Genomic DNA, 21564 nt, shown 5'->3' with positions numbered 1-21564 from the left:
GTGCGTTTTAGAGGCGAGGACATAACCACAATGACCAGGCTGAAACTGGCAAGCGATCCAGACCGACTGACCAGCACAAGTCCATTGCAGTCCAGTGCGCAGGAAACACACTATGAACGTAAATTGTTTTATATCTGACTTAAACGACACTTTCGCCAAAGTGTCGTTGTTCATAGTGTGTTCTCTTAACGAACGGCAAGCTCGCGACACTGGGGCACGGGAGTGTTTCTTTTTTGTTTCCACAACCCGAAGCATCAACATGGCTGGAGAAGTCCCAGGAATTTTTCTTCCCTAAGTCCTGGGATATAGGGGAAATAGACTTAAACAGTGATCTAGAGAAGCAATTACATGGATTGGAGCGACCGTCACCAGGCTCAACTTCTACAAGATGTGATCAAAAGGCTGGACAGGATCCAGGAGGATCTCAACCGCTTCCGAAGCCAACGGATCCCCGATCGGTTTCTGCCTTTAAACGAGGCGGTTCTTCAGATGCATTGCGGAAAAGACTGGATCAAAGCGAGGATTTCCGACGGATCACTTCGGCCCGGCATTGATTTCATGGATCGATCGGCCCCAGAATCAAGACGAAAGAGATACCTGATCAATCCATCGTCAGCAATAAGATGGCTTAACAGAGTTCCAAGCCATTCACATTAGTCTTCAAACTGAACTTGTTAGGAACTAAATAGCCACAAAAAGTCCTTCTTGGACCATTTCGTGGAAGTGATTTGCCACTTGATCTGCTCGCCAAGGCTGACGAACAAGCCAGCCTGCTTCGAAGTTGTGACGCTGTGCAGTTTCGCTGAAGTTGGCACTAGTAACCAACGCACTTGAGCGGTTTGTATCTGCATCTGCAACAACTACCTTGGAGTGCTGGTAACAGCGCTCAGCAGAGCCTGAGGAAAGCCGCTGATCGACATAGGCAAGTGGTTTCGTTGGCCAAGGCCAGACATCCTTGTCAAACCACTGACGAATTGTTTTGAGCGGTTCTGTCCCTAACCGATCGGCAATCTGAATCGGATGGAAGAACAATTCCACACGCTGAATCTGGCCGCTTTCAAGTCGATCCGCGATTGACTTCAACAAGTCCTGAAACTGACTGGAAAGGCCAATGTTGTAAGTCGCGATCAGCAGACTGCTCTCCGCGTGTTGGATGAGCTGATCCACGGTGGCAAAAGTGTCAGCTGTCTTTGCATGAGCTGGTTCAGGACCCGACCAGACAAAGCTCCAGGCATCGCGTTCTAGTTGCAGGGCCTCCCGTTGATCAGCCAAGTGCTCCAGCACCTTGGCGATCAACTGCGGAGTGCCACCCTCAAGCACAAGTTCATCGAAGAAGGTCTGCAACTGCTCACGGCCATCTGCATTGAGCCCAGCAAGAACGCCCTGCCAGCTAGTCGGCACATAACTGAGTTGCCTCAACTTGGCGGCTACTCCCCGCAAGGTCTGGCCTGGGAGGGTGATGGCCATCAGTGGGCCTCAGGGTTGATGAACCTCCAGAAGCTCGGGTCATCGTCGTCATCAATCACCGAAACGGTCTTGCTGACAAGGGCCCGGTCGAGGAACTCGTTGCGTTGCTCGCAGGAGGTTTCAGCGATCAGCTCACAGCCATGACACGCGGCGCCATGGGTTGGGCGGATGTCGAATTCGTGGTTGGGATCATGCTCAGAGCAGAAGGGGTCGTTGCTGCAAAGCTGACCTCGCTCGAACGCCCGTTCCAGATAGGGAACGATCCGCTTGCCCGCATCGACGAGGCCGCCAAGTGTGCCTTCAGATCCAGAGGTGCTGGTGAGCAAGAGGATGCCGTAACCGATCTCAGAGTTGGCGTAGATCCGTTCTCGAATTGAGCTGGAGCCATAGCCGCACTCCAAGGCCATCTCGGTGATCAGCAGATGGCTGAGGCTGTGCAAAAGGATGTATGGCGCTCCTGGGAACGGGAACTGATCGGTGTCGAGCCCCCGTGACTTGAGCCATTCGTTTTCGAAAGCCTTACTGAACTGCGCAGCACGGCTCATCACCGCATCACTGGACGCCCACGCCTTGATGGTGGCGGGATCGAACTCGATGAAGATCCCCTCGCCCTTGTTCTCCGAAGCGGGAAGCCAGCGCAGATCATTCGCTAAAGGAGCACGTGCATTGCTCTTGCTGGTGTCGATCGGGAGACCACCGAGGCTGCTCGTGCGAGCTGTGAAACGGGTGAAACCCACCAAGGCCTGGACTTCTCGAAGGCGTCTGACGAGCAGAACGCGTTTGATCGCCCTCTGGAACCAATCAGGTGCTTGGTCCGGCGTCCAGATCGCAGCATCAAAGGGGCTGTCCTCTGTTGACCTGGAGACCCCTTCCATGGGACCCACCAGAAGCCGCAGTTCCTCATCCTTGGGTTGCGGGACTTCACCTGTTGGCCCTCCCCTCTGCGCCTCAATCTCTTGCCATAAGGCTGCAGGCTCGACCCCCTCGAAGACACTCTTCAACCTTGGGTTGAACTTCAGAGCCATCGGAATCTCTGCTTCTGACTCGATCGCCTCAAGCTCGTCTTTCAGTTCAGTGACCCGCTTGGCTAACCCGCCTGCCTCTTCTGGGAGGGAAATCACCGAGATCGTCTCGCTGAAGTAGGCGTTCGTGGCTGAGCGAACGAGTAAGCGGTTCTTTGTTGGCTTCCCATCCGTCATGCACTTCTCTGCATCACGGCTGTATCGGCCAAGCCAAGGCGTCTTGCCTTTGCAGTCGCCCAAGGGGTTCATCTCCTGGATCAGTGCATCAGCCAACTTGCGCGTCACACCGCTTTCCGACTGCACAAAGATCTGGGTGAAGTCGTTTCCAGTTCCGGCTTCAAGCAAATAAAGACGTTCTGAGTTCTTACAGCCGAACTGGCGGAAGCAGAAGTCGCGCCATGGAACGTCGCTGAGGTGGCCATGGGGACAGGCCATCACGAAGCGCACGGGAACAAGCGGATGTTCTCCGTCTTGGTCTTGATACTTCTTCCAATCCTTGATGCAGCCGTCGTTGTAGTGCACCAACAGACGGGCCCTGCAGTTCACCCCGAAGGCCTGACGATCAGGGATCTTCTTCTGCACCACCGACCATTCGGGGAAGCGCAACGCCTTGATCGAGCCGCTGATGTTCTTGAGCGGATCCACCTCTTTGGGTGGAGTGCGCAGTTCCACTCGAGCAGCACCCGTGGCCTGTTGTGCCAGGCGCAGCAACCGAGGTTCATGGATCGGATCACAACCGCGATCGTTCCAAAAATCGAGGCCACCGATCAACACCGCATAGTCGGGTAGATCGACCATGGCCCCTGGGCCATACATCTGCAGCACTTGGCTCTGGCGGGCTTCCCCTAAGGGCGGTGGAGCTTGTTTGCGGCGGTTGCTAGCGGGCATGGTTCAACTCACTCGTCGTCTGTGGTGATCTCATCGCGGTAGTTCACCAAGCGAATCGGCACGGTGGGCTCCACATCACGCAGGCTCCAGTTGGTGGAGAACTGCTTGTAGCCATCACTGGCGTAAAGGACATCCGTATCGAGCGGGGTGTGCAGCAGCCCCGCTCCCGAGCCCTTCTCTTCATGGGTCCAGTACTGGAGCTTGGCTTCCGGTTGTTGGGTGAGCTTCCACCAAGCCTCCATCAGGTCCATCACCTGCTGACGCACTTCTGTTGGCAGCAGCTGGCTGTGATCAGCATCGGCCGCTCCAGTCGCCATGCAGCGGTTTTGCAAGACCTCAGCGATCTCGTCTTTGATCCGTTGCAAGGCATCGGCCGACATGGCTCCCGAGGGGGGTGCGAGCTGGGCTTCGCTGTGCCGCGCCATCGCCACAACGACGCCGGGGAGCCCCCGATCGATGGCCCGGCTGGCGAAAGGTGTGCAGCTGGTCGCCTCCACATGCCGGTAGAAGGTTTGGTGCCAGTAGGGGAACAGCTCGAAATGGGAGCGATCCCGCGGGCGGTTGGGGTTCAACAGAACCAAAACCAGCCCAGGTTTGTTGGCATCAGAGTTGTCGCTTAGCTGCCGACCCACGCGACTGGTGGCCTGGATGTACTCAGCAGCCGTCTTGGGCTGGTTGAGCACCACCATCAAGCCCAACCGAGCGATGTCCAGGCCCACCGAGATCATGTTCGTGGCCAAGGCCACATCCAGCTTTTGCTTGTCGACGTAGGGCTTGGACAGACGGTCCTTCGTTTCGCTGATCTTGGCGGTGTTTACCCGTGAGGTGAGTTCCTCGGGCATCTCCGGTCGCCGCCGCTTGGCAAAGGGGTTCTCAACTCCCTCAATGGCTCGGTTGTTCGCGAACTCCTCGAGCTGAGCACCGAGTTCGTCTTCCAGGATGCTGCGGGTCACCCCCAGTTCCTTGAGGTTTGAGAAGTAGCCCAACAAGGTCATGTAGGGATCCGCTGGGTTCTTCTCGCCCATGGACTTGTTGTCATCCCAAGCCTTTTGCGCTGCTGCCATCAAGCCGAGATAGCTGCGCAGCAAAACACCCTTGAGGTTGCGGCCTGCAGCTGAGAGCCCCACATAGAGCCGCGCCTGGTTGGGATCGTCGACAGTCCGCGAGAAGAAGTTGTCTTCCCGTTCAGGGCCCGGCGGCGGGAACACCCGCGCTTGTGAGCGGCCGAACAGGGCCCGAATCTGCGCCTCTGCCCGGCGCACGGTTGCAGTGGAAGCAACGATCTTGGGTGGTGGCGTCTCTGGCGTTGGTCGCATCAACCGCTCGATCACGGTCTCGTAGAGACCGGCGAGGGTTCCCAAGGGACCACTGATCAGATGCAATTCGTCCTGGATCACTAACTCCGGTGGCAAAAGCCGGCCGTGGGGAATCTTTAGGCCTGCCGCTTTTTCAGCAGGGCCCCAGAAACCTGCGACACCTGCACCCGTTGGCAACTGGTAGTGACTCACATTCCCGAAGAGGGATGAAGTCTTCCCGACCCAGGGCAGAGCAGCGAACTTGTCGATCGTGGAGATCAAGAAGCAGGGCAGACGGCGATAGATCTGCTCATCCACCGCCAGCACCGGAAGAGGTGTGGAGCGGTTGAACGGGCAAGGACCCATGTGGGCATGTTCTTGTTTGGCCTCGGGAAGCCGGGGTTCGCGGCAATAGATCTCCAAGCGATCCGGCTTCTTGGGAGGCAGGAGATGAAAGCCTTCCGGCGTTAACGGGCGGTTGCACCATGGGCAGGTCTCGATCGGAATTGGCCGGTCGCGTTTGCCCGATTTCCACTTGGTGAGCAGCGCATGGGTTGAGTTCTGATCGCTATCGCCTGATCCCCCGAGCTTGTTGGGCGTGGCTGCCTTGCCCACCCACATACCGATTTCGAAAGGCCACTCACCGAGCAAGTAGCGATCACCCGCCTTGGCGCGTTCCTGACGCTCCAACTCCAACGCACAGATCAAAGTGGCAGCTCGGCCGAGCTGATCCAGCGTGAGGAGACGCAGGGTGTAGCGCATCAACACCGTGACCCCGGCCGACTCAATGCCGGGATGGGCTAGACGCCGATACACCAAGGTGAATGCCGCTAGGCCCAGGTAGGCCTCGGTCTTGCCACCCCCGGTGGGGAAGAAGAGGAGTTCGACTGTCTCCCGGTCGATCTTTCCTTGATCGCTGAGGGGCTGGGCCAAGCCCGGTAAATTCATTAGTACGAAGGCCAGCTGGAAAAAACGCCAACCCGGTGTGCGGGTTCCATCAGCGATGCCGATCTGGTCTGGGGCGACCTTGGCGGTGAAGGCTGAACGCTGGCGTTGGGCCTTGGCCATCACCACATTTATGGTGCGGAAGGCTTCCCGGATGAGTGGATCACTCAGCAACTGGATGCCGTTCTCGATGCGCTTGGCGCATAACTCAGCTTGATCTTTGAGCTGCAGAGCTGTGTTGGCGTTCCCCTCGTCTACCTGAGGATCCTTGTGTTGATCAACAATCCAACCGCGATAGGCCTTCACCATCGGCAGCAACCTGTCGATCACCTGCTCGCTCCTAGAGAGATCAGCGAGTGCTTCCATCCCCATCGGCACGTTGCGTGCTTGATCTGGTGGTTCTGGGAGCACGCGTTTTACCTCGGCTTTTGGTAGCCAGGTGCTGGTGAGCGTGAAGGCACGATCGGGGCGCTCTTTAGTGCTGCCCTCAGCATTCACCGCCACGTTGTGACCGCTTGCGAAGCAGAAGTCACGCCGGTACTGGAGTGCAGCTAGGGCTTCGTCGTTGTCTTGGTTGGTGGCGTTTTGCAAAGGATCTCGACGAGGCGGAAAGCCTTGTGGGCAGTGCACGCTCAGCTCCGCCTGAAAAGCCGTGTGCGGGTCGCGATGGCGGGTCTGATCGCCGAGTGGTTGGCGTTTGTTGAGCAGGAACAGCGATACCGACAGCTGATCGTCGGGGTAGCCGAGTTTCTTGGGGGCTTGCCGAGCGATCCAGCGCAGGCAGAGCCCTTCTGGGTTGCCTTCTAAGGGGATGTCGTGGCTTGTATCTGGCTTTGCAATCGTGATGCTCTGCTGCTTCTTTTGAGGAGAGCGAAGCCAGAGCTTTGGGTCGTCGCCATCAGCCGGTGGGTCGTAATCCCCCCAGGTGACGGTGGCCTCGAGGGTGGATCCCCGCTCGAGGATGAAGCTCATCCCCAGCGATGAAGGGAACCAGGAACGGCGCTTATTGCCTTGATCAAGAGAGTCGTTGGCGTCTTCGTCGCGCTCTTTCTTCTCCAAACGGTTGGCGGCGTCATTGCTTTCGTCTTCGCCGGCCAGATCGGCATAACTCGCCTGGCCTTCATCTCCAGTGCGATCTGCTTCCTGTTGGAAGACATGGGGAACGAGGAAGCCGGTTGTGTACCAAACCGATGGCGGTTGGCTGAGTTGCTCATGGCGGCGATCCCTGTCATCCCAGCCCGGGCCGATCAGATCACTGCGCAGTGCAGCGACGAGTTGCTGACGGATTTCGGCCGACGTCGCCATGCGGTTAACCCTCAGCTCCCTTGATAGCGATGGAGTACCTCACAGGCCCAACCCCATCTGTTCTGAAGATTCAGAGACTGCTGCCTTGGCTGGCCTAACCCGCTTCTTCCCTGATGCTGTTGCAGCTGATTTCTTGCCCTTGCTGTGCAAGCCCTGGGCTACTTCTTCGGCATAGCGCTCGGCGTTAAGAGCTAGTAACCGCGCAAGTACATCATCACGAACATCATCGGGCCACCGATAACGCCAAGGCAGTTTTTTCTTACCCTTGATGGCTTCATATGCACGTAATTGTGATTCGAAAGCAGTTGCCTCTTCGGCCTTTAGGAAAAACACTTGACCATCGTCAACGCGCTCCTGCAGGCCATCAGGGAGCTGAACTTCGTCATCGGTATCGAGGTAGTCAAGCCCGAACCCACAGGTCATGGGCACATCGCTCCAGCCGTATGCGGACATAACGGCTTTATCCATTTCGCAGTGGAGGTAGCGCAATTCCAGAAGTCCACTGCTGCTTTCGGCCGGATCATGAAAGCGATTGTAGGTACTGGTTAATCCTTCGCCATTTTCAACCATTAAGGCAGCCCGATAACCCTCATACTTTTCGCCTAAAACATTTAGTTCGTTAAGTGTTTGCGAGTCGGCACCAGTAGTCAAGGAATTGCTTGAGATGTTTAGGGGAAATGGGTAGGTTTCAAAACAGTCAGTATTCACATAGCGAATATCGTCTTTCATTGATGAACAGCTAAATAAGGCCCATTCTTCGTGAACTCGTGATTGCAGGCATGCGAACAAGCTAAAATCGCTAAATGCAAAGATATTGTGGGGGTGCGAGCACAGAGCCTTGTCTCTAATGAAGGCAAATTGGATATACTTCGACGTAAATGAATGCATCAAATATTTTTCTAAGCCTGATATTGCTTTGCGCATCTCGGGCCTTGAGCGCTCATGCAGCCACCATGTCCTTTTTATTGGATTATTGCTGGCAGAGTCTTTAAGGGCTTCTCTCTCTGGCTTTACCTTCCTTTCAACAATCTCCATCAGCTCTGGGTAATTGCTTCTACACGCTTGCTCATCTTCGCCTCCAAAGTCAATGAGGTAGCAATCACTTTGCTGAGTAGGACTTTTATTGAGATCTTCTCCACCAATTAATTTAAAGATAACATTTTCAGACAATGGATTTTGATTGCACACCTCTTTCATCTTCTCAAGAGGCGAGGGGGTGCCAGGAGTGTGTTCACTGGTTTTGTTAGTGTTTTCAAAGCAGAAGCCTGCGCCCCTAGGCATTACTCCGGAAAAGCTTTTCTTGAGATTTGAGGCGAGTCGCATCGGGTCTTCGCTATAGACTCCAGGCAGAAGGAATGGAGATATTGATGGCACCAAGGACCCATCAAGAAAGGAATGCGTAGTCCAACCTTTTGAAATTCCAATTGTACTTACGACGACAGCAGCAACACCTGGCCACTTAACTCGCTTCTGAGCAGAATATAACTGCCCATTATTTTTGCAAATCCAGCTGAGGCTGCTGCTTCTTGTGTCACCCTGAGATATTGTATTTGTGGCAATAAAGTTCATCGATCCTTGCAGCTTCAAAAGGTTGAAACTGCGTCGAAAAAAATAGGCAACTAGGTCGCACTGACCACCAGTGCCTGGCAGGGTGTTCTTGAACCAGTCCAATACTTGGTCCGGATAACCCTTCACGAGGGTGTTATTTCCTGCAAAAGGAGGATTGCCTACAAAAACATCAAAGCCAGGCTCTCGGCGATTAAATACATCTGGGAATTCCAGTTGCCAGTGCAGCGGCAGAAGTCCTTTTTCCCCTTCTCGGAGTGCTTCCAATGGTTCGCTGAGAGCTTCCGCAAGCGCTTCAGCACTGCTGTTCTGAAGAGTTGCTTCTAAATAAAACTGCTTCTGCTCCTCACGATCCTTCGGCTTATTGCCGTTGAAAAAAGCAGCAACCAATAAGTCGCCAACACTGCGCAGATAAGCGGTGCTGGCATTCCACTCTTCGAGTGCCTTGCGCTTCTGTTCATCATCAGCATCATTGCGGCTGTCGGCATGGAAGAGCGCAAAACTCTTGGCCTCCTGTTGCTTCACCTCTTCGATGTTTTTGATCTGGAGTTCACGCTGAAGGCTGGCGCTCTTCAATGCTGCTTCGATCTCGCTTCGCTCCATCCCCACCAAGGAATCGCCGCATTTGAGTGCGTGATCCACAAAGGTGAATGGTGCGTCCTTGCTGAGGCTCACCAGCCAGAGGCTGAGGCGAGCCAGGTTCACCGCGAAGGGGTTCTTGTCCACGCCATAGAGGCAACTTTGAGCAATCAAACGGCGGGCATATATCAGTGGTTCTTCGCCAAGGGCATGCCCTCCGGGCTTGAGTGCATCTGGCAACCCTTCACGGGTCCAGGCCTGCTCCAGAAGTTCAGCCAAGTAACGGCAACTCTCAACAAGAAAAGCCCCTGATCCCATCGCTGGATCGCAGATTTTCAGATCCAAAATCTGAGCTGCTGTTGGCTTGTACTCACAACGCTCCATCCATGGGCGCAACGCCTCTTCAACGATCGGCCGCGTGAGAGAACGCGGTGTGTAGTGGCTACCGCTGCGGCGCCGTTCTTCGGTGGGCTGGAACACCAGGCTCCCTGCAGACTGCGGCCCATCGAAGAGATCTCGATTGATGCGTGGCGCCAAGGCTTCAACCAACGCATCTTCTGAATCAGCAGCCTTCAGTGCACTGGCTGACTTTGGAGGCAAGGTTGTGCCGGCTTCGTCTTCCAGCCATTTCTTGCGTTTCGCGCCTGGCATTTCCAGCAGCACATCGAGATCAACGGCAGTGGTGATCTGCTTCTTGGCGCCTTGCGGTTTGCTCTTCAAGCCGATGCAACGGCCTGGGATGCGTTGAACCGCATAGCCCATGATTCCCTCGTAGACCGAGCCGATCTGCTCCACATCCAGGGCCCGGTAGCTGATCCGTTCGCCCTGCACGATCAGAAGGTTGCGCAGCAACGCCAACACCACCCCATCGCTGACCCATGGCGACTCAAGCCAGGGGTAGACATCCGGATCGAACAGCTGGCCATGACGAGCAGGTAAGTAGTCGACTGTTGGTCCACCGCCGTCGAACACCAAGCGGCAGAGACTCATCAGCCCAGCCCAGGCACCGAAGCGTTGCTCCATCGTGTCGGGGTATTCGCTCTCGTCTTGCTGCAGCTGCTCGAAGATCGCGCTCAGCTTGTAGTTCTGCTCATACACCGCATCGCTGGGCATCAGCGCTTCGTCTTCGGCGTAAAGCAAGAAGACCAGACGCATCAGCATGGTGATCAAGCCGCCGTAGAGCTGCTGGGGATCCCGCTCGGGCAGATCTCCCAGCAGTGGGTTGTCTTGCTGTTGGCTCAGCTCATCGGCCTGCTGAAAGCCCCGCAGCAAATCCCACAACGCGGCCAACACTTGATCGGCCAGGGCATTGCTGACCACGGCCTGGAAGCTGCGGCTCTTCTTGAGCACGTCGCTAAGCCGGTAGCCATCGGGATCCAGGAACACATGGCTCTGGCCCAGGAGCAAATCGAGGCCCGAAAGCATCAACCGGCCGCTCACTTCAGCCAGTTCGCTCAGCCGAAAGGTGAGATGGCCCGAGCTTTCACCCTTGGGGGCCACTACCAACCGCAGTTGGCTGCCGTTGAACAACAAACCAGCTTCAACGCCCGTTTCCCGCAGCAATCGCTCCAACCGTTCTTGGGCTGAAGCGCGCCAGAGATGGTCGGCATCACTGCTCTTCTGATCGAAGGCAGCAACGAGCGGTAGTTCCACCACCAGCAGCTGGGCTCCCTCGCCGTTGGCTGCAGGAACCACTGCAGTCGGCGTCAGTGTGTCGCCCAGTTCCGGCAGCTCTTTGGAGTGAGCCTGGATCGCCTCGGGGCTCCGATCCAATTGATCGTCATCCCAGCCCAGGTGCTCGGTGAGCAGATCCAGCAGGGACTGAAAACCATGCTCGGTGTCGCTGTCGTCTGGATCAGCCGTGTCATCGAGTGGCTCAAGGGCAGCCCGGTAGTGCGCTTGCCGGTCGATCAACTCACTGCCGCTGCGGGTCACCACCCAGCCGGCCTCTTGCATGGCTGCCGGTGCGACCACCAAGCCAACAGGCTGCAGGTAGCCGAGCCATTCCTGATGCGCCTTCAGCTCAGGATCCATCGCGGGAGAACGTCGTGCCATGGCTATCCGCTGATCGGCCAGAGGTACACAAGCCCGGCTGGCTCCAACCGGTGGGTCACCACCCGGTAGCTCTCCACGATCCGCTGTGGCTCACTCCCGAGTTCAGCTTCGATTGTTTCCAGCCTGCGCTCCCAGTGCCGTTGATCAGATCGCAATTGGGCGTGCTCTTTCTTGGACAACTTGGAGAGATCGAGCGCTGGAACATCCACCTGATCAGCAAGGCCGGGAATCAGGCCCGTTGGCTCGGCATCAGCCGCCTTTTTCTCCAGCTTCCCCAGCTCCCTGGTGCGTTGGCGCAGGGTGGCATTGATGCGCTTGCGCTGACCGCGGAGCACATCCTTGAGAGCCTGAGCCTCCGATCCACCCCGCTGCTTCAGCAGCTCTGCCGCGGCAGCCAATGCGGTCTCCGACTCCTGCTTGAGCAAAGGCAACAGAGCCTGCACGTCCAGCTCGGCCATGGCCTGGAAGCGGCTGGTATCGACGTTGGGGAGAGCACCGCTCTCGGCCTCCTTCAAGGCGTCTTGAAGAAGTGTCCACGTGGCCTCTTTCGTGGATGTGGGCAGTGGCTGCAGCGCGATCTGCCGGTCATCGCCTGGATGCCAATCGGCTACCACCGTGATCAGCTCGTCATGCAACCGGGCAGCACCCTGGCCAAACAACGACAAGCGCCCAAGCACCACCACCTTGGGCTGCGGATCACGGCTGGGCAGAACGCAGGCCCGGCTGAGTTCGTGGTGCAGAAAGCCTTGGCTGAGGAAACGGCTGAGTAGGCGTTGGGCCAGGCGGTGCTCGAGATGGAGATGCACTGATTCGGCACTGAGCCGCCCGGGGTCGGAGAAGATCACGGGCCGCACTGGATTCTCCCGGCGCCACTCATCCAGATAGGCCTTGGCAGGTTTCACGCCCCGCAGGCTGTCGAGGGTGTTCTCCCAGCTCTTGTCACGCGTTTGAGCGGGCAACTCCTCCGGGTTGGCAAGGCGCCAGCAGGTTTGGCCGCGCTCGTCGGTGTGTTGCTCTAGCCCTGAGACGCCAAGAAGATCCAGGGAGCAATTGAGGGCCTGGCGGAAGCGGTCGTGGGCAAAGGCCAACCACTGCTTCGATTTCGACAGCAGTTGCCGCAGAGCGTCATGTTGCTGCTCGAGTTCGGCCACACGCCGGATGGCTTCCAGCTCTTCTCGAGCTTTGGTGAGCAGCACGCCGCGGTCGGTGGTGGCTGAATCCATTCCTTCGAGCTGGCCCTGCAGGTCGCTGAGGTTGTCCAGATCGATCCCGGCTTCGAAGGCCTCATCGACCTGGCGCTGCACTAGTGGAGAAAGGGATCCCAACTCCTGACGAATCACCTCGGTTTTCTTCACCAACACGTCCATCACCCGATCTTCTGGGCGGTCTTCCAACAGGAAGTAGTGACACCACACCTGCGGGGCCTGCTGCAGCTTGCGGTCGATGCGGCCGTTGCGCTGCTCCAACTTGCTGGGGTTCCAAGGGATGTCGAAGTGGATCAGGTGCTTGCAGTGGTTCTGCAGGTTCACCCCCTCCCGGGCTGCGTCGGTGGCGATGAGGATCCGCAGCGGCTCTTGATCAGGGTCGGCGTTGAACTGAGCCTTCAATCGTTCGCGGTTTTCCTCGCTCATCCCGCCACTGAAGCTGGCCACCCGTTGCTGGGCTTCTCGCTCCCCAAGTAGTGCCGCCAACTGCCGCTCCAGGTAGCGCTTGGTGTCGACGTAGTCCGTGAAGATCAACAGCCGGGTGGGCTTCCACTGCAGGTCATCAGTGCCAAGGCCTGAGCAGAGGTGTTGTTCCATCCATTCCTGCAGCATCTCGATGCGTGGATCGGGCTTGCCTCTCTGGGCAACGGCGATGGAAGCCATCTGCTCCAGCAGTTGCTGATCGCTTTGATCGGCTGCGATGGTCTGGCGCAGGGCAGCCCGGGTCTGGGCTTCCTCCAGATTCAGCACCTCATCATCGTTCAGTTCAGCCAAGTCGCTGTCGGCATCAACACCGCCTTGAAGCAGCTCAAGTTGGGCGTCCCGTTGCTGTTGTTGCTTCTCCGCCAAGGTGCGTTGGTGCACGGCCAAGGTGCGCGCGAAGGCTTCGATCGAGCTGAGCAGACGCTTCTGCAGGTTGGTGATCACCAGTCGGTCGGCGTTTAGCTGGCGCTTGGTGGCCCCTTCAGCCAGCAGCCTGAGCTCCCTTTGTTTTCGGTACTGCTGAAGCAACCGGGATAGCGCCAGCTCTGGGGTGTCGGCTGAAAGCGACCCCTTGGGCTTCTTTAAGGGCTCAACGATCCGCTCTGGGAACTCTTCGCCAATGCGGCGTAGGTCGTCTTTCAGGCGGCGGACGAGGACTGAATCCAGATCCCCCTGTGCGAACGGCACCCCACGGGTGAAGCGCGCTGGATCCAACAACTCCAACAACGCCGTGAAGCTATTGCTATGGCCGTTGTGAGGTGTCGCACTCAGGAAGATCCGGTGCTCGAAGCGTGGTGCCAGATCGCGGAGGCTGCGCGTTAGCCCTGAATCAATGGCGTAGCGAAGGCTGTTGCTGGCAGGGGCCGCGTTATGGGCCTCATCCAGGATCAGCAGGCTCTGCAGAGGGGCCTGGTCTTCTCCGCCGCGCCCTTGCTCGAGCCAAATACGAAGGGGCTCGGAGTAATCGGTGTTGCGCAGCAGCGCATGGGAAATCAGGAAGCGGTTCCCTGTGGTCCAAGGGTTGGTTCCATAGCCACGCTCCTGGCGCACCTTGGCCACATAGGACCGGTCCATCACGGTGAAGGCCAAGCCAAAGCGGCTCGCCATCTCCTCCTGCCACTGACGCAGCACCGAAGGGGGGCAACTGATCACCACCCGCCGGATGCGTTGGCGTAACAGCATTTCTCGCAGGATCAGCCCCGCCTCAATTGTCTTGCCAAGGCCAACGTCGTCAGCGATGAAAAGCCCCACGCGAGGCATCTGCAGTGCCTTGCGCAGCGGTTCAAGCTGATAAGCCTTCACATCGATCCCAGCCCGGTAGGGGGCCTGGAAAAGCTCCGCATCGGTGGCTGTGACGCAGTTCCAGCGCAGGGTGTTGAGGTACGCCGAAAACTGCTTGGGCTGATCGAAGCCCCGCTGGGCCACTACCTCCCAACTGCTCTCACCGAGCACCTCGAAATCGATCTCGCGCTCAAGGAACACCGTGAGCCGCTGGCCGATCGCCTGGTCTTCCATGCAGGCCATTGCCACCACCGTGTCGGCACCGGCCTCCATAGGAGGCTGCACCTCTTCCACGAGGTAGCGGCGGGTGCGGCAACGGACGACCGAGCCGGGCTTGAGCTTTGGGGATCGCCGAGACGGAGCAGCCGTTGCCAAATAGATGCTCTACACGTCCCTCAAACCTATTGGTATGACAAGTTCAAGGCAAGCTCGTGAACCACTTTCCAACTAAACGTGAGCCCTAAAAGGCGTCGTAAAAAGTGTTGGTGTAATTGTTGGTGCAATTAGATGGTTTCGATTTGAGATTGGCTCTATCAAGTCCAAGTGAGTCCGCCCAAAAAGGACACCCTCTCCGTTTTGCAAAACCTGAAGCAATGATCTCGACGATCGTTTGCTGTCAAATGAATCAGGGAATGTTGTGTGGCCGACGGTGATGCATCACCGGAGCGATTCGACCACTTCGCTACCTTGATGGACAAATCCGTTCGCCGGAATACACAACCAGATTTCTTAAGAAAGAAATGTATTTGACTCCTGCTTGGGCAGGAGTCAAATACCAACGCGTCGGACATCGCTCTGTCCGGCTTCCAAGCCCGGTTAGCCGCTTGGCGAACTCACTATGAGCCGAATCGTCCGGATTTTTGAAGGGGAGGTGGTCAGATTTCTCGACATCCACAAATTGCAACCAAGACTCGAAGTGATTCCTTGCAGCACCGCCTCAATCAAAGCCCCGACACGAAGGCTCGTGCCTCAGTAGGTGTAGTGACTGTCGGGTCGAAACTCGATCAACCAGCTTTGTTCGGGGCCTCGATGCTGCTGCCGTCAAAGTCGAAGATATAGGCCGCTTCCTCTGAAACAAGTTCATGTATCTCCTGGCGGGGGATATAAAGCAATTCAGTTTCACCAGCCGTGCAGGCCTCTGCATGGCGGCAGTAATAACAGGCATAGCCAAAACAAGGCTTACGAGCTCTGGGGTCTTGTTCGATCCCATGCTCATCCATCAAAGAGCGCACAAGGCGGCAACAAAAGTGTTGCTTCTGGATTTGCATTAACGCGAAATCACGAAGCACGTCTTGCATGCTCCGGTTCAACGAAGCGCAATAGGCCTTCAACAGAGTGTGCTCCGATTCAGACATTCTGACGTTGACGACCTTGTCAGCCTGAACCGAAGTTGCGCCCATCTGCTCCCAAGAATCCACGCCAACATTATATCCATGGATATGCAGATTTTGCATAAAAAAACTTCGCCTGGGTGATCAACAATCGACAACTGGAATCACCGGGGTAAGGAAAGATGGCAGCCCAGACAGGGCTGAATTGACGACATAGACGCACAACAATTGCAGCCAGATGGTTCAGGCCTGGCACCTCAACGGGGTGGCCCATGAATCAGCTACGCAAGCAGCACCCTGGCGGTCACGCCACAGGGCCGAGCAATGCCGAGGAGCAACCCCGAAGCAACCCCAAAGACACCCAACAGATACCCGCAAGTTGCTCAGCAGCGTCTCTTGAGCTACCCTGGGGATGCTCCGGCAGCAGACGGGTCATGATCAAAACCTCCACCCGAGAGACCCAGGTGAAGCTCACGGTCTCCGTTCCACCGAGCCTTCATGTGCTTCTTCGCGGCTGGGCCCTGTGCGAAGGACGTGAGCTGACCAGCGTTGTACTTCAGTGCGTGGAGCTGTCGGTGCGCCAACTCAAGAGCAATGGCTCCATTCCCAGCGCAGCCATCCGCGCCTATGAGGCTGCCTGTGATGAACGTTTGGCTGTGGGAGGGTTGTGATCGTGCAGCTTGATCAGATCGAACAAGCGCTTCAGGCTCCGGTGATGGACGCCGTGATTGCGCTGAGCGAAAGGGTGCAAACCCTCGAGAACAATCCTGAGGGGCGGATCTACACCGCCTATCGCGCTATTGATCAAACCCTCTCCTTGGGGTACTCCGAGAACATCGATGCGATCGGTGAACAGCTTCGCGAACGCGACTTCGTGCTTCTCGCGAGCCGTCGGGGTACACGCCGGGAGCAGAAGTTGCTGTTACTCACCCTCAAAGAGATCGGTATCGCCAGCAGCTACAGCGAAAACTGCTTCAGCGCATCGCCGAACACGGTGAGCCATCTCAGGCACCTGGGCTGGCCCTTGGGCAATCTCAAGCAAAACGCCAACGGCACCAAGACGCGCAAACGCTTCAACCCGGGGCGCTGATCAACGATCGACAGCGTTGCACCATCGCCGCCACAACGGCAGGATCAGCGGCGGCTCGATCGCCGCGATCCATGTCCCGGTACAAGTCGGCAACCGCCCACGCTTTGGAGGCCGGTTCATTCAGATGGCGTGGGATGAGATGGAGATGAAGGTGCTGGGCTCCCTCACCAAAGGCAATGGCATACACGCGTTCGCATCCGCTGATCTGTTTCACAAGATCACTGGCATCGCGAACAGCGCACCCCCAATCAGAAGCCTCGGCCGCCGTGAAATCCACGGGGCCGGAACAGTGCCTTCGTGAATCCAAGAGAAGCCAACCTGGTAGGGGTGCTGGGTCCGGGTGATGCCGCAAAACCCAGAGTTCAGAGCGCTGAATCTCGTACCGCTCTTGCGCGGTGGGATCGAGATGCAGCTGGCAGATGGCGCAGTTTTCCACGCGGATGATCTTCAACGACGAACAGCACCACGGCCATTACCGATCAGCCCGAAGTCGATGATCAAACCGATCAACACCACCAACAGGCCACTGAACGACGACACGCCCCCAAACGAGGCCGCAGCCCAGCAATAGCCAAGGGTTGTGGTGGGGAGAAACAACAGACCCAGGATCGGAAGCAACGGGTTGGGAACACTGGTGCCACTGAAGGGCTGCAGCACGAAACTGCTGTTGATCAACCACATCAACACCAAAACCAGGCGTGGAGCCAGCAGGCCAATCGCCGCCAGAAGACACATCGCAAGGCAAGGACGCTGGGTCATCCATAGCGACATCATCTTCCGGCGACATCGTCCTCACCGGAAGATTCAGGTTTCGAGCGAGCAATTCATCGCCAACTCGAACGGAACGGCGGCGTTGGGGATCGACAACAGGCTGCTCGAGAGAGACGCAAGATCCTCGGGTTGGGTCATCGCGGCAGGTTCAACGGCCGTCACCGCACGAGCCATACCGGTGTTGACCCAACTGGGACAGATGGCGGTCACCCGAATCCCCTTGTCCCACCCTTCATTGCGCATGCTCTGACAGAGCCCCATCAAGGCGAATTTGCTCACGGGATAACCCGCCATTCGACCTTTGACGCGTTTGCCACTCATCGACACCAGCACCTGGATTCGTCCATGGCCACTGGTGACCAGATACGGCCAGGCCGCACGGGTCAGCCACCAGGGCCCCTTCACGTTGATCGCCCACAGTTCATCAAGCTGCTGCTCTTCGCCATCCGCAAACAACAACGGGGTTCGATGCAGAATCCCCGCACAGTGGATCACGGTGTCGATGGCGCCCCAGTGACGAACGGTGCTGTCAACCCAGGCTTCAACACTGGTTGGATCGCTGGCGTCGTAGGCGTGATGCAACACCGTCTCAACGTCTAGGTCTGTTCCCCTTAGAGCCTGCGGATCCCGCAGACCAAGGCTGAGGCGGTGTCCATCCTTGAGCAACCGTCTGGCAATGGAACGTCCGATGCCACGACTGGCTCCGGTAAGCAAAACCGTGCGTTGCATCAGGACGCGTTGAGAAGTCGATCGATCAGCAATTCTGGCGTTGTTGCATCCAGGAGGAGCTGGCGATTTCGCTGCGAGAGAAAGCCCTTCGAAACGCTTTGATCCAAAAAGCTCAGCAACGCATCGAAGTAGCCATCGATGTTGAGCATGCCGATCGGCTTGGCATGAAAACGAAGCTGAGCCCAGGTCAAGGCCTCAAACAACTCGTCGAGGGTTCCCAGGCCTCCGGGCATGGCAACGGCTGCATCGGCCAGATCGAGCATTCGCGCCTTGCGCTCGTGCATCGATCCCACAACCTCGAGATGGGTCAAACCGGAGTGCACCACTTCATCCTGCGTTAACGCCTCGGGGATCACCCCGATCACCTCCCCTCCAGCCGCCAAAGCGGCATCAGCAACAGCGCCCATCAAGCCAATGCGAGCGCCGCCGTAAACCAGGGCCATGCCGTGGTTGGCGATCAGTGCACCAAGCTCAGTGGCAGCAAGCTTGAACAGGCTCGAGTCGCCGCTCGAGGAGCCGCAATACACAGCGATTCGATTCATGGCGCCTGGCCGTGATCCATTCATCCTCACCTGAGATGGCTGGCAAAAACGAGCCAAGCCTCGAGAATCACCAGGAACGGGTCCCGATGAGGATGACCTCGATGCGCCTTGAGCTGCTGAGCCGTCACAGGATTCGAGACCCAGGCCTCGGCCTGAATGAACCATCCGGACTGACGCTGAACGCAGATGGATCAGCGCTGTACACCGTCAGTGATGACACCAAGGCGATTTTTCGTCTGGATCTCAAAGGCAGGGTGTCGGTGAGTGACTCGTTCTTCATCGCCCTCGACGACTTGGAAGGCATTGCACTCCGTGGAAATGACAGCGAGCTGCTCGTGGTGCAGGAGCGGAGCAATTCTGTGGTGGTGATGGATCTGAGCAGCCGGCGCGAACGGTATCGGCGCCCGCTGTCAGCCATGACCAATTACGACACGATCGCGCACCACTTCCCAGACCCTCCGGACAACAACGGATTGGAGGGCATCACTGTGAACACCAGAAACAACCATGTGGTTGTGGTGAAAGAGCGCCAGCCCGGTTTGCTGATCGAACTGGATTCCACACTCACCACAATCCTCTCCACACGAGTGCTGCAAGCCAGCCAAGGGTTCATTCATCCCGAACTGAAGGCCGAGAAGCTGGATTTCTCGGGCCTGAGCTACGACAGCAGCAGCGACACCCTCTGGATCGTCAGCGACAAGGGGCGGTGCCTGTTCCAGTACGACTGGGCAGGCGACACTGTTCTCCAGCGCCTCGATCTCACCATCAGCACGGGAGACAAGCCAAAGCAAATCCGCAAACCTGAGGGTGTTGCCATCGATCCCGGGCGGAAAAGGATCTACGTGGTGAGCGATCGGGACGCTGATCTCTACGTGTTCAAACTCCATGACGACTGCTGAACAGCGCCGCGTTCTGATCACCGGTGCGAGCAGCGGCATTGGCCTTGAAGCGGCAAAAATCCTGCTGGCCCGTGGTGATGCACTCACTGTTGTTTGCCGCAATGCAGAACGGGCCGAACGAACCCGCACGGCTCTGTCGGGTTCCGTTGACACCTGCATTGCCGATCTGGCGGACCTTGCGTCTGTGGCCAAGGCGATCGAACAACTCCGCCATCACGAGATGCCATTCGATGCACTGGTGCTCAATGCCGGGTTGCAATACGCCGGCTACAGCTCCCCCCGTTGGAGTGCACAGGGCATTGAACTCACCATTGCGGTGAACCACCTGGCCCATCAACTCCTGGCTGAAGGATTGAAGGAGCAAACCCAAGCCATCGTGATCACCGCCTCTGAGGTGCACAATCCAGCCACCGGCGGAGGACGGGTTGGCCAGCCTGCAGGGCTGGGCTCGCTACAGGGACTGCGCCAGGGCCCCGGGGCGCCGATGGTGGATGGAGAAAGTCCGTTTATTGCAGACAAGGCCTACAAAGACAGCAAGCTGTGCAATCTGCTGATGGCCCTGCAGATCCACCAGCAGCGTCCGGACATACCAGTCGTGGCCTGGAGTCCGGGACTGGTGATTCCCCGCACGTCAGAGGGGTTTTTCAGAAACAGTCGCCAAGCCAATCCACTTGGGCAGACCTTGTTTGGGTTGGTCGCTCGGGATCTCTTGCGATTGACGGAAAGCGTTGAGCGGGCAGGGGCACTGCTGGTGCAGCTCATCGATGAACAACTTGATCAACCGGGATTCAGGTACTGGAGCAATGCCCTGTTGGGCCCTGGCCGGCATCAATTCAAACCAACGGAACCCTCCGAGGAAGCGAAGAACAGCGACACAGCGACGATGCTCTGGATGTTGTCGAACAAGCTGATCAACTCTTTTTTGACGCCATCCCGCTGATCGCCAAACCGTTCACCAACCAGCATCCATTGCATTAGTTCATTGACTGATTATCAAACTTGTACACACGATTGGGAATCACACTGATGTTGACGTCAAGGTCATCCAAGCCGAAGTCTTTGGCTCGTTTCAACATCTGCTGATTGACATCGTTCATAAAGGATTGATCCAAGATGTCTTCGGGTGCATTGAGCACAATATCCAGCCTTGCCTCGTTGTTAACAACACTCACGCTGCTGTACATCAGACGAATTTTTGACCACAACCTCTGGTTGCCTCGCGCGAGGGCTACACGTTTGAGTTGTCCTGCTTTGAAGCGACCAAATTCCGCATCCATCTGCTGCCGCACACTGAAGTCATGCAATGCCGATGACAAGGGCAGGCTCAACAGCCCGAGCAATCCCAACCAGACCAGAAGATTGCGCCAACAGCTGCGGAATGAGCCGTAACGCTGCAGCAAGAACACCACAAGGCTGGTGACGGTGATGCCGATCAGGTTCGCCAGAAAAAGCAGAAACGATCCCTCCGCGATCTGGTTGGTGAGACCCGCCACCGTTCCACGGCCAAACACAGCAACCATTTCCGAGCCGAGCGTGAGGCCAATGCCGCTGACACAGAGTGGTGGCACAAGGGCGACAGCAATCGCCACCCCAGCAATCGAATTCGACAATTGCTTGCGGGTCATCGAGAACGACCCGGCAATGGCCGCCGCGATGGCGATGCCCAGATCGATCAGGTTGGGAGACGTGCGGCCGGTGATCTCCGACTGCACATGGCTGATGCCCAGTCCCAAACTGATCAACGCCGCGGTTCCAATCACCGCCAGAACGCCGAAGCCAATGGTGACGGCGGAACGTCGGATCAATTTCCCATCGCTCACGGCCAAGCCAAAAGCCAGGCTGAGGATGGGGTCCATCAGCGGAGCGACGATCATGGCCCCGATCACAACCGCCGTGCTGTTGGAGATCAGCCCGAGGCTGGCGATCACCGCAGAGCTGATCAGAAGAATGAAAAAACCAAGCGATGGCTTGGATGAAGCGATCCGCGCTTCATAAAGCTCCGTGCGAGGAACACGACTTTCAAGATGAACCGCCCAATGCCCCGACAGGGTCTCCAGCAATTGCCCCAGCACCGTGCACGTCTCCAGGCCTCACATTCCTGAATTGTGCAC

At 57.3% G+C, this 21564-nt stretch carries 15 protein-coding genes; 4 read left to right on the top strand and 11 right to left on the bottom strand.

Annotation, left to right across the window (positions count from 1 at the left end):
- Positions 1 to 681: 681 nt before the first annotated feature.
- The 6 genes from drmC to SynRS9907_RS06465 form a co-directional block, all read right to left on the bottom strand.
- Positions 682 to 1467, bottom strand: coding sequence for a DISARM system phospholipase D-like protein DrmC (gene drmC, locus SynRS9907_RS06490; RefSeq protein ID WP_223157686.1), 786 nt, complete (start codon positions 1465 to 1467; stop codon positions 682 to 684).
- A complete protein-coding gene (gene drmB / locus SynRS9907_RS06485; protein ID WP_188022213.1) occupies positions 1467 to 3377 on the bottom strand; it encodes a DUF1998 domain-containing protein in 1911 nt (636 codons plus the stop codon). The genes drmC and drmB overlap by 1 nt, the downstream gene beginning before the upstream one ends.
- Positions 3378 to 3385: 8 nt before the next feature.
- The gene (drmA, locus tag SynRS9907_RS06480) at positions 3386 to 6922 is read right to left on the bottom strand and encodes a DISARM system helicase DrmA (protein WP_188022212.1); all 3537 of its coding nucleotides are present in this window, start codon (positions 6920 to 6922) and stop codon (positions 3386 to 3388) included.
- 39 nt (positions 6923 to 6961) lie between these two features.
- Entirely contained in the window at positions 6962 to 11101 is a 4140-nt protein-coding gene (locus SynRS9907_RS06475; RefSeq protein ID WP_188022380.1) for a DNA methyltransferase, read from the bottom strand.
- Between the two features lie 23 nt (positions 11102 to 11124).
- Positions 11125 to 14466, bottom strand: a complete 3342-nt coding sequence (gene drmD, locus SynRS9907_RS06470; protein WP_188022211.1) for a DISARM system SNF2-like helicase DrmD — start codon at positions 14464 to 14466, stop codon at positions 11125 to 11127.
- A gap of 629 nt (positions 14467 to 15095) precedes the next feature.
- A complete protein-coding gene (locus tag SynRS9907_RS06465; protein ID WP_188022210.1) occupies positions 15096 to 15491 on the bottom strand; it encodes a hypothetical protein in 396 nt (131 codons plus the stop codon).
- 365 nt (positions 15492 to 15856) lie between these two features.
- On the opposite strand from SynRS9907_RS06465, the gene SynRS9907_RS06460 reads away from it, so the two are divergent.
- Both SynRS9907_RS06460 and SynRS9907_RS06455 read left to right on the top strand, forming a co-directional pair.
- Positions 15857 to 16093: a hypothetical protein gene (locus SynRS9907_RS06460; protein WP_006850194.1), complete on the top strand. Its 237-nt coding sequence runs from the start codon at positions 15857 to 15859 to the stop codon at positions 16091 to 16093.
- 2 nt (positions 16094 to 16095) lie between these two features.
- Positions 16096 to 16512 carry a hypothetical protein gene (locus SynRS9907_RS06455; RefSeq protein WP_370586625.1) on the top strand — a complete coding sequence of 139 codons (417 nt, stop codon included), beginning with the start codon at positions 16096 to 16098 and terminating at the stop codon, positions 16510 to 16512.
- Here the strand turns inward: SynRS9907_RS06455 and SynRS9907_RS06450 are convergent.
- The 4 genes from SynRS9907_RS06450 to SynRS9907_RS06435 form a co-directional block, all read right to left on the bottom strand.
- Complete coding sequence (locus SynRS9907_RS06450; protein WP_188022208.1) at positions 16496 to 16963, bottom strand: HIT family protein; 468 nt, start codon at positions 16961 to 16963, stop codon at positions 16496 to 16498. The genes SynRS9907_RS06455 and SynRS9907_RS06450 overlap by 17 nt on opposite strands.
- Positions 16960 to 17247 carry a hypothetical protein gene (locus SynRS9907_RS06445; protein ID WP_115009267.1) on the bottom strand — a complete coding sequence of 96 codons (288 nt, stop codon included), beginning with the start codon at positions 17245 to 17247 and terminating at the stop codon, positions 16960 to 16962. Before SynRS9907_RS06445 ends, SynRS9907_RS06450 begins: the two co-directional genes overlap by 4 nt.
- Positions 17248 to 17316: 69 nt before the next feature.
- Entirely contained in the window at positions 17317 to 18012 is a 696-nt protein-coding gene (locus tag SynRS9907_RS06440) for an SDR family NAD(P)-dependent oxidoreductase (protein WP_188022207.1), read from the bottom strand.
- Positions 18012 to 18554, bottom strand: a complete 543-nt coding sequence (locus SynRS9907_RS06435) for a TIGR00730 family Rossman fold protein (RefSeq protein WP_255446018.1) — start codon at positions 18552 to 18554, stop codon at positions 18012 to 18014. The genes SynRS9907_RS06440 and SynRS9907_RS06435 overlap by 1 nt, the downstream gene beginning before the upstream one ends.
- Before the next feature lie 35 nt (positions 18555 to 18589).
- On the opposite strand from SynRS9907_RS06435, the gene SynRS9907_RS06430 reads away from it, so the two are divergent.
- Positions 18590 to 19453, top strand: coding sequence for an SdiA-regulated domain-containing protein (locus tag SynRS9907_RS06430; protein WP_255446017.1), 864 nt, complete (start codon positions 18590 to 18592; stop codon positions 19451 to 19453).
- Entirely contained in the window at positions 19440 to 20393 is a 954-nt protein-coding gene (locus SynRS9907_RS06425; protein WP_188022204.1) for an SDR family NAD(P)-dependent oxidoreductase, read from the top strand. The genes SynRS9907_RS06430 and SynRS9907_RS06425 overlap by 14 nt, the downstream gene beginning before the upstream one ends.
- 34 nt (positions 20394 to 20427) lie before the next feature.
- On the opposite strand, the gene SynRS9907_RS06420 is transcribed toward SynRS9907_RS06425, so the two are convergent.
- Positions 20428 to 21513 (bottom strand): DUF389 domain-containing protein, encoded by a 1086-nt coding sequence (locus SynRS9907_RS06420; protein ID WP_255446016.1) that lies wholly within the window; start codon positions 21511 to 21513, stop codon positions 20428 to 20430.
- Positions 21514 to 21564 lie beyond the last annotated feature (51 nt).

The sequence above is a fragment of the Synechococcus sp. RS9907 genome (genome assembly GCF_014279615.1).
Taxonomy (GTDB): Bacteria; Cyanobacteriota; Cyanobacteriia; order PCC-6307; family Cyanobiaceae; genus Parasynechococcus.
The sequence above is the reverse complement of the archived record's forward strand: the minus strand, read 5'-3'. Positions and strand labels throughout refer to the sequence as shown.

Bases quoted from the DNA above. Each gene is read 5' to 3' on its own strand.
- drmC (WP_223157686.1), bottom strand. From the start codon at position 1,467: ATGGCCATCACCCTCCCAGGCCAGACCTTGCGGGGAGTAGCCGCCAAG.
- drmB (WP_188022213.1), bottom strand. From the start codon at position 3,377: ATGCCCGCTAGCAACCGCCGCAAACAAGCTCCACCGCCCTTAGGGGAA.
- drmA (WP_188022212.1), bottom strand. From the start codon at position 6,922: ATGGCGACGTCGGCCGAAATCCGTCAGCAACTCGTCGCTGCACTGCGC.
- SynRS9907_RS06475 (WP_188022380.1), bottom strand. From the start codon at position 11,101: ATGGATCCTGAGCTGAAGGCGCATCAGGAATGGCTCGGCTACCTGCAG.
- SynRS9907_RS06465 (WP_188022210.1), bottom strand. From the start codon at position 15,491: ATGGGCGCAACTTCGGTTCAGGCTGACAAGGTCGTCAACGTCAGAATG.
- SynRS9907_RS06460 (WP_006850194.1), top strand. From the start codon at position 15,857: ATGATCAAAACCTCCACCCGAGAGACCCAGGTGAAGCTCACGGTCTCC.
- SynRS9907_RS06445 (WP_115009267.1), bottom strand. From the start codon at position 17,247: ATGTGTCTTCTGGCGGCGATTGGCCTGCTGGCTCCACGCCTGGTTTTG.
- SynRS9907_RS06440 (WP_188022207.1), bottom strand. From the start codon at position 18,012: ATGCAACGCACGGTTTTGCTTACCGGAGCCAGTCGTGGCATCGGACGT.
- SynRS9907_RS06435 (WP_255446018.1), bottom strand. From the start codon at position 18,554: ATGAATCGAATCGCTGTGTATTGCGGCTCCTCGAGCGGCGACTCGAGC.
- SynRS9907_RS06430 (WP_255446017.1), top strand. From the start codon at position 18,590: ATGGCTGGCAAAAACGAGCCAAGCCTCGAGAATCACCAGGAACGGGTC.
- SynRS9907_RS06425 (WP_188022204.1), top strand. From the start codon at position 19,440: ATGACGACTGCTGAACAGCGCCGCGTTCTGATCACCGGTGCGAGCAGC.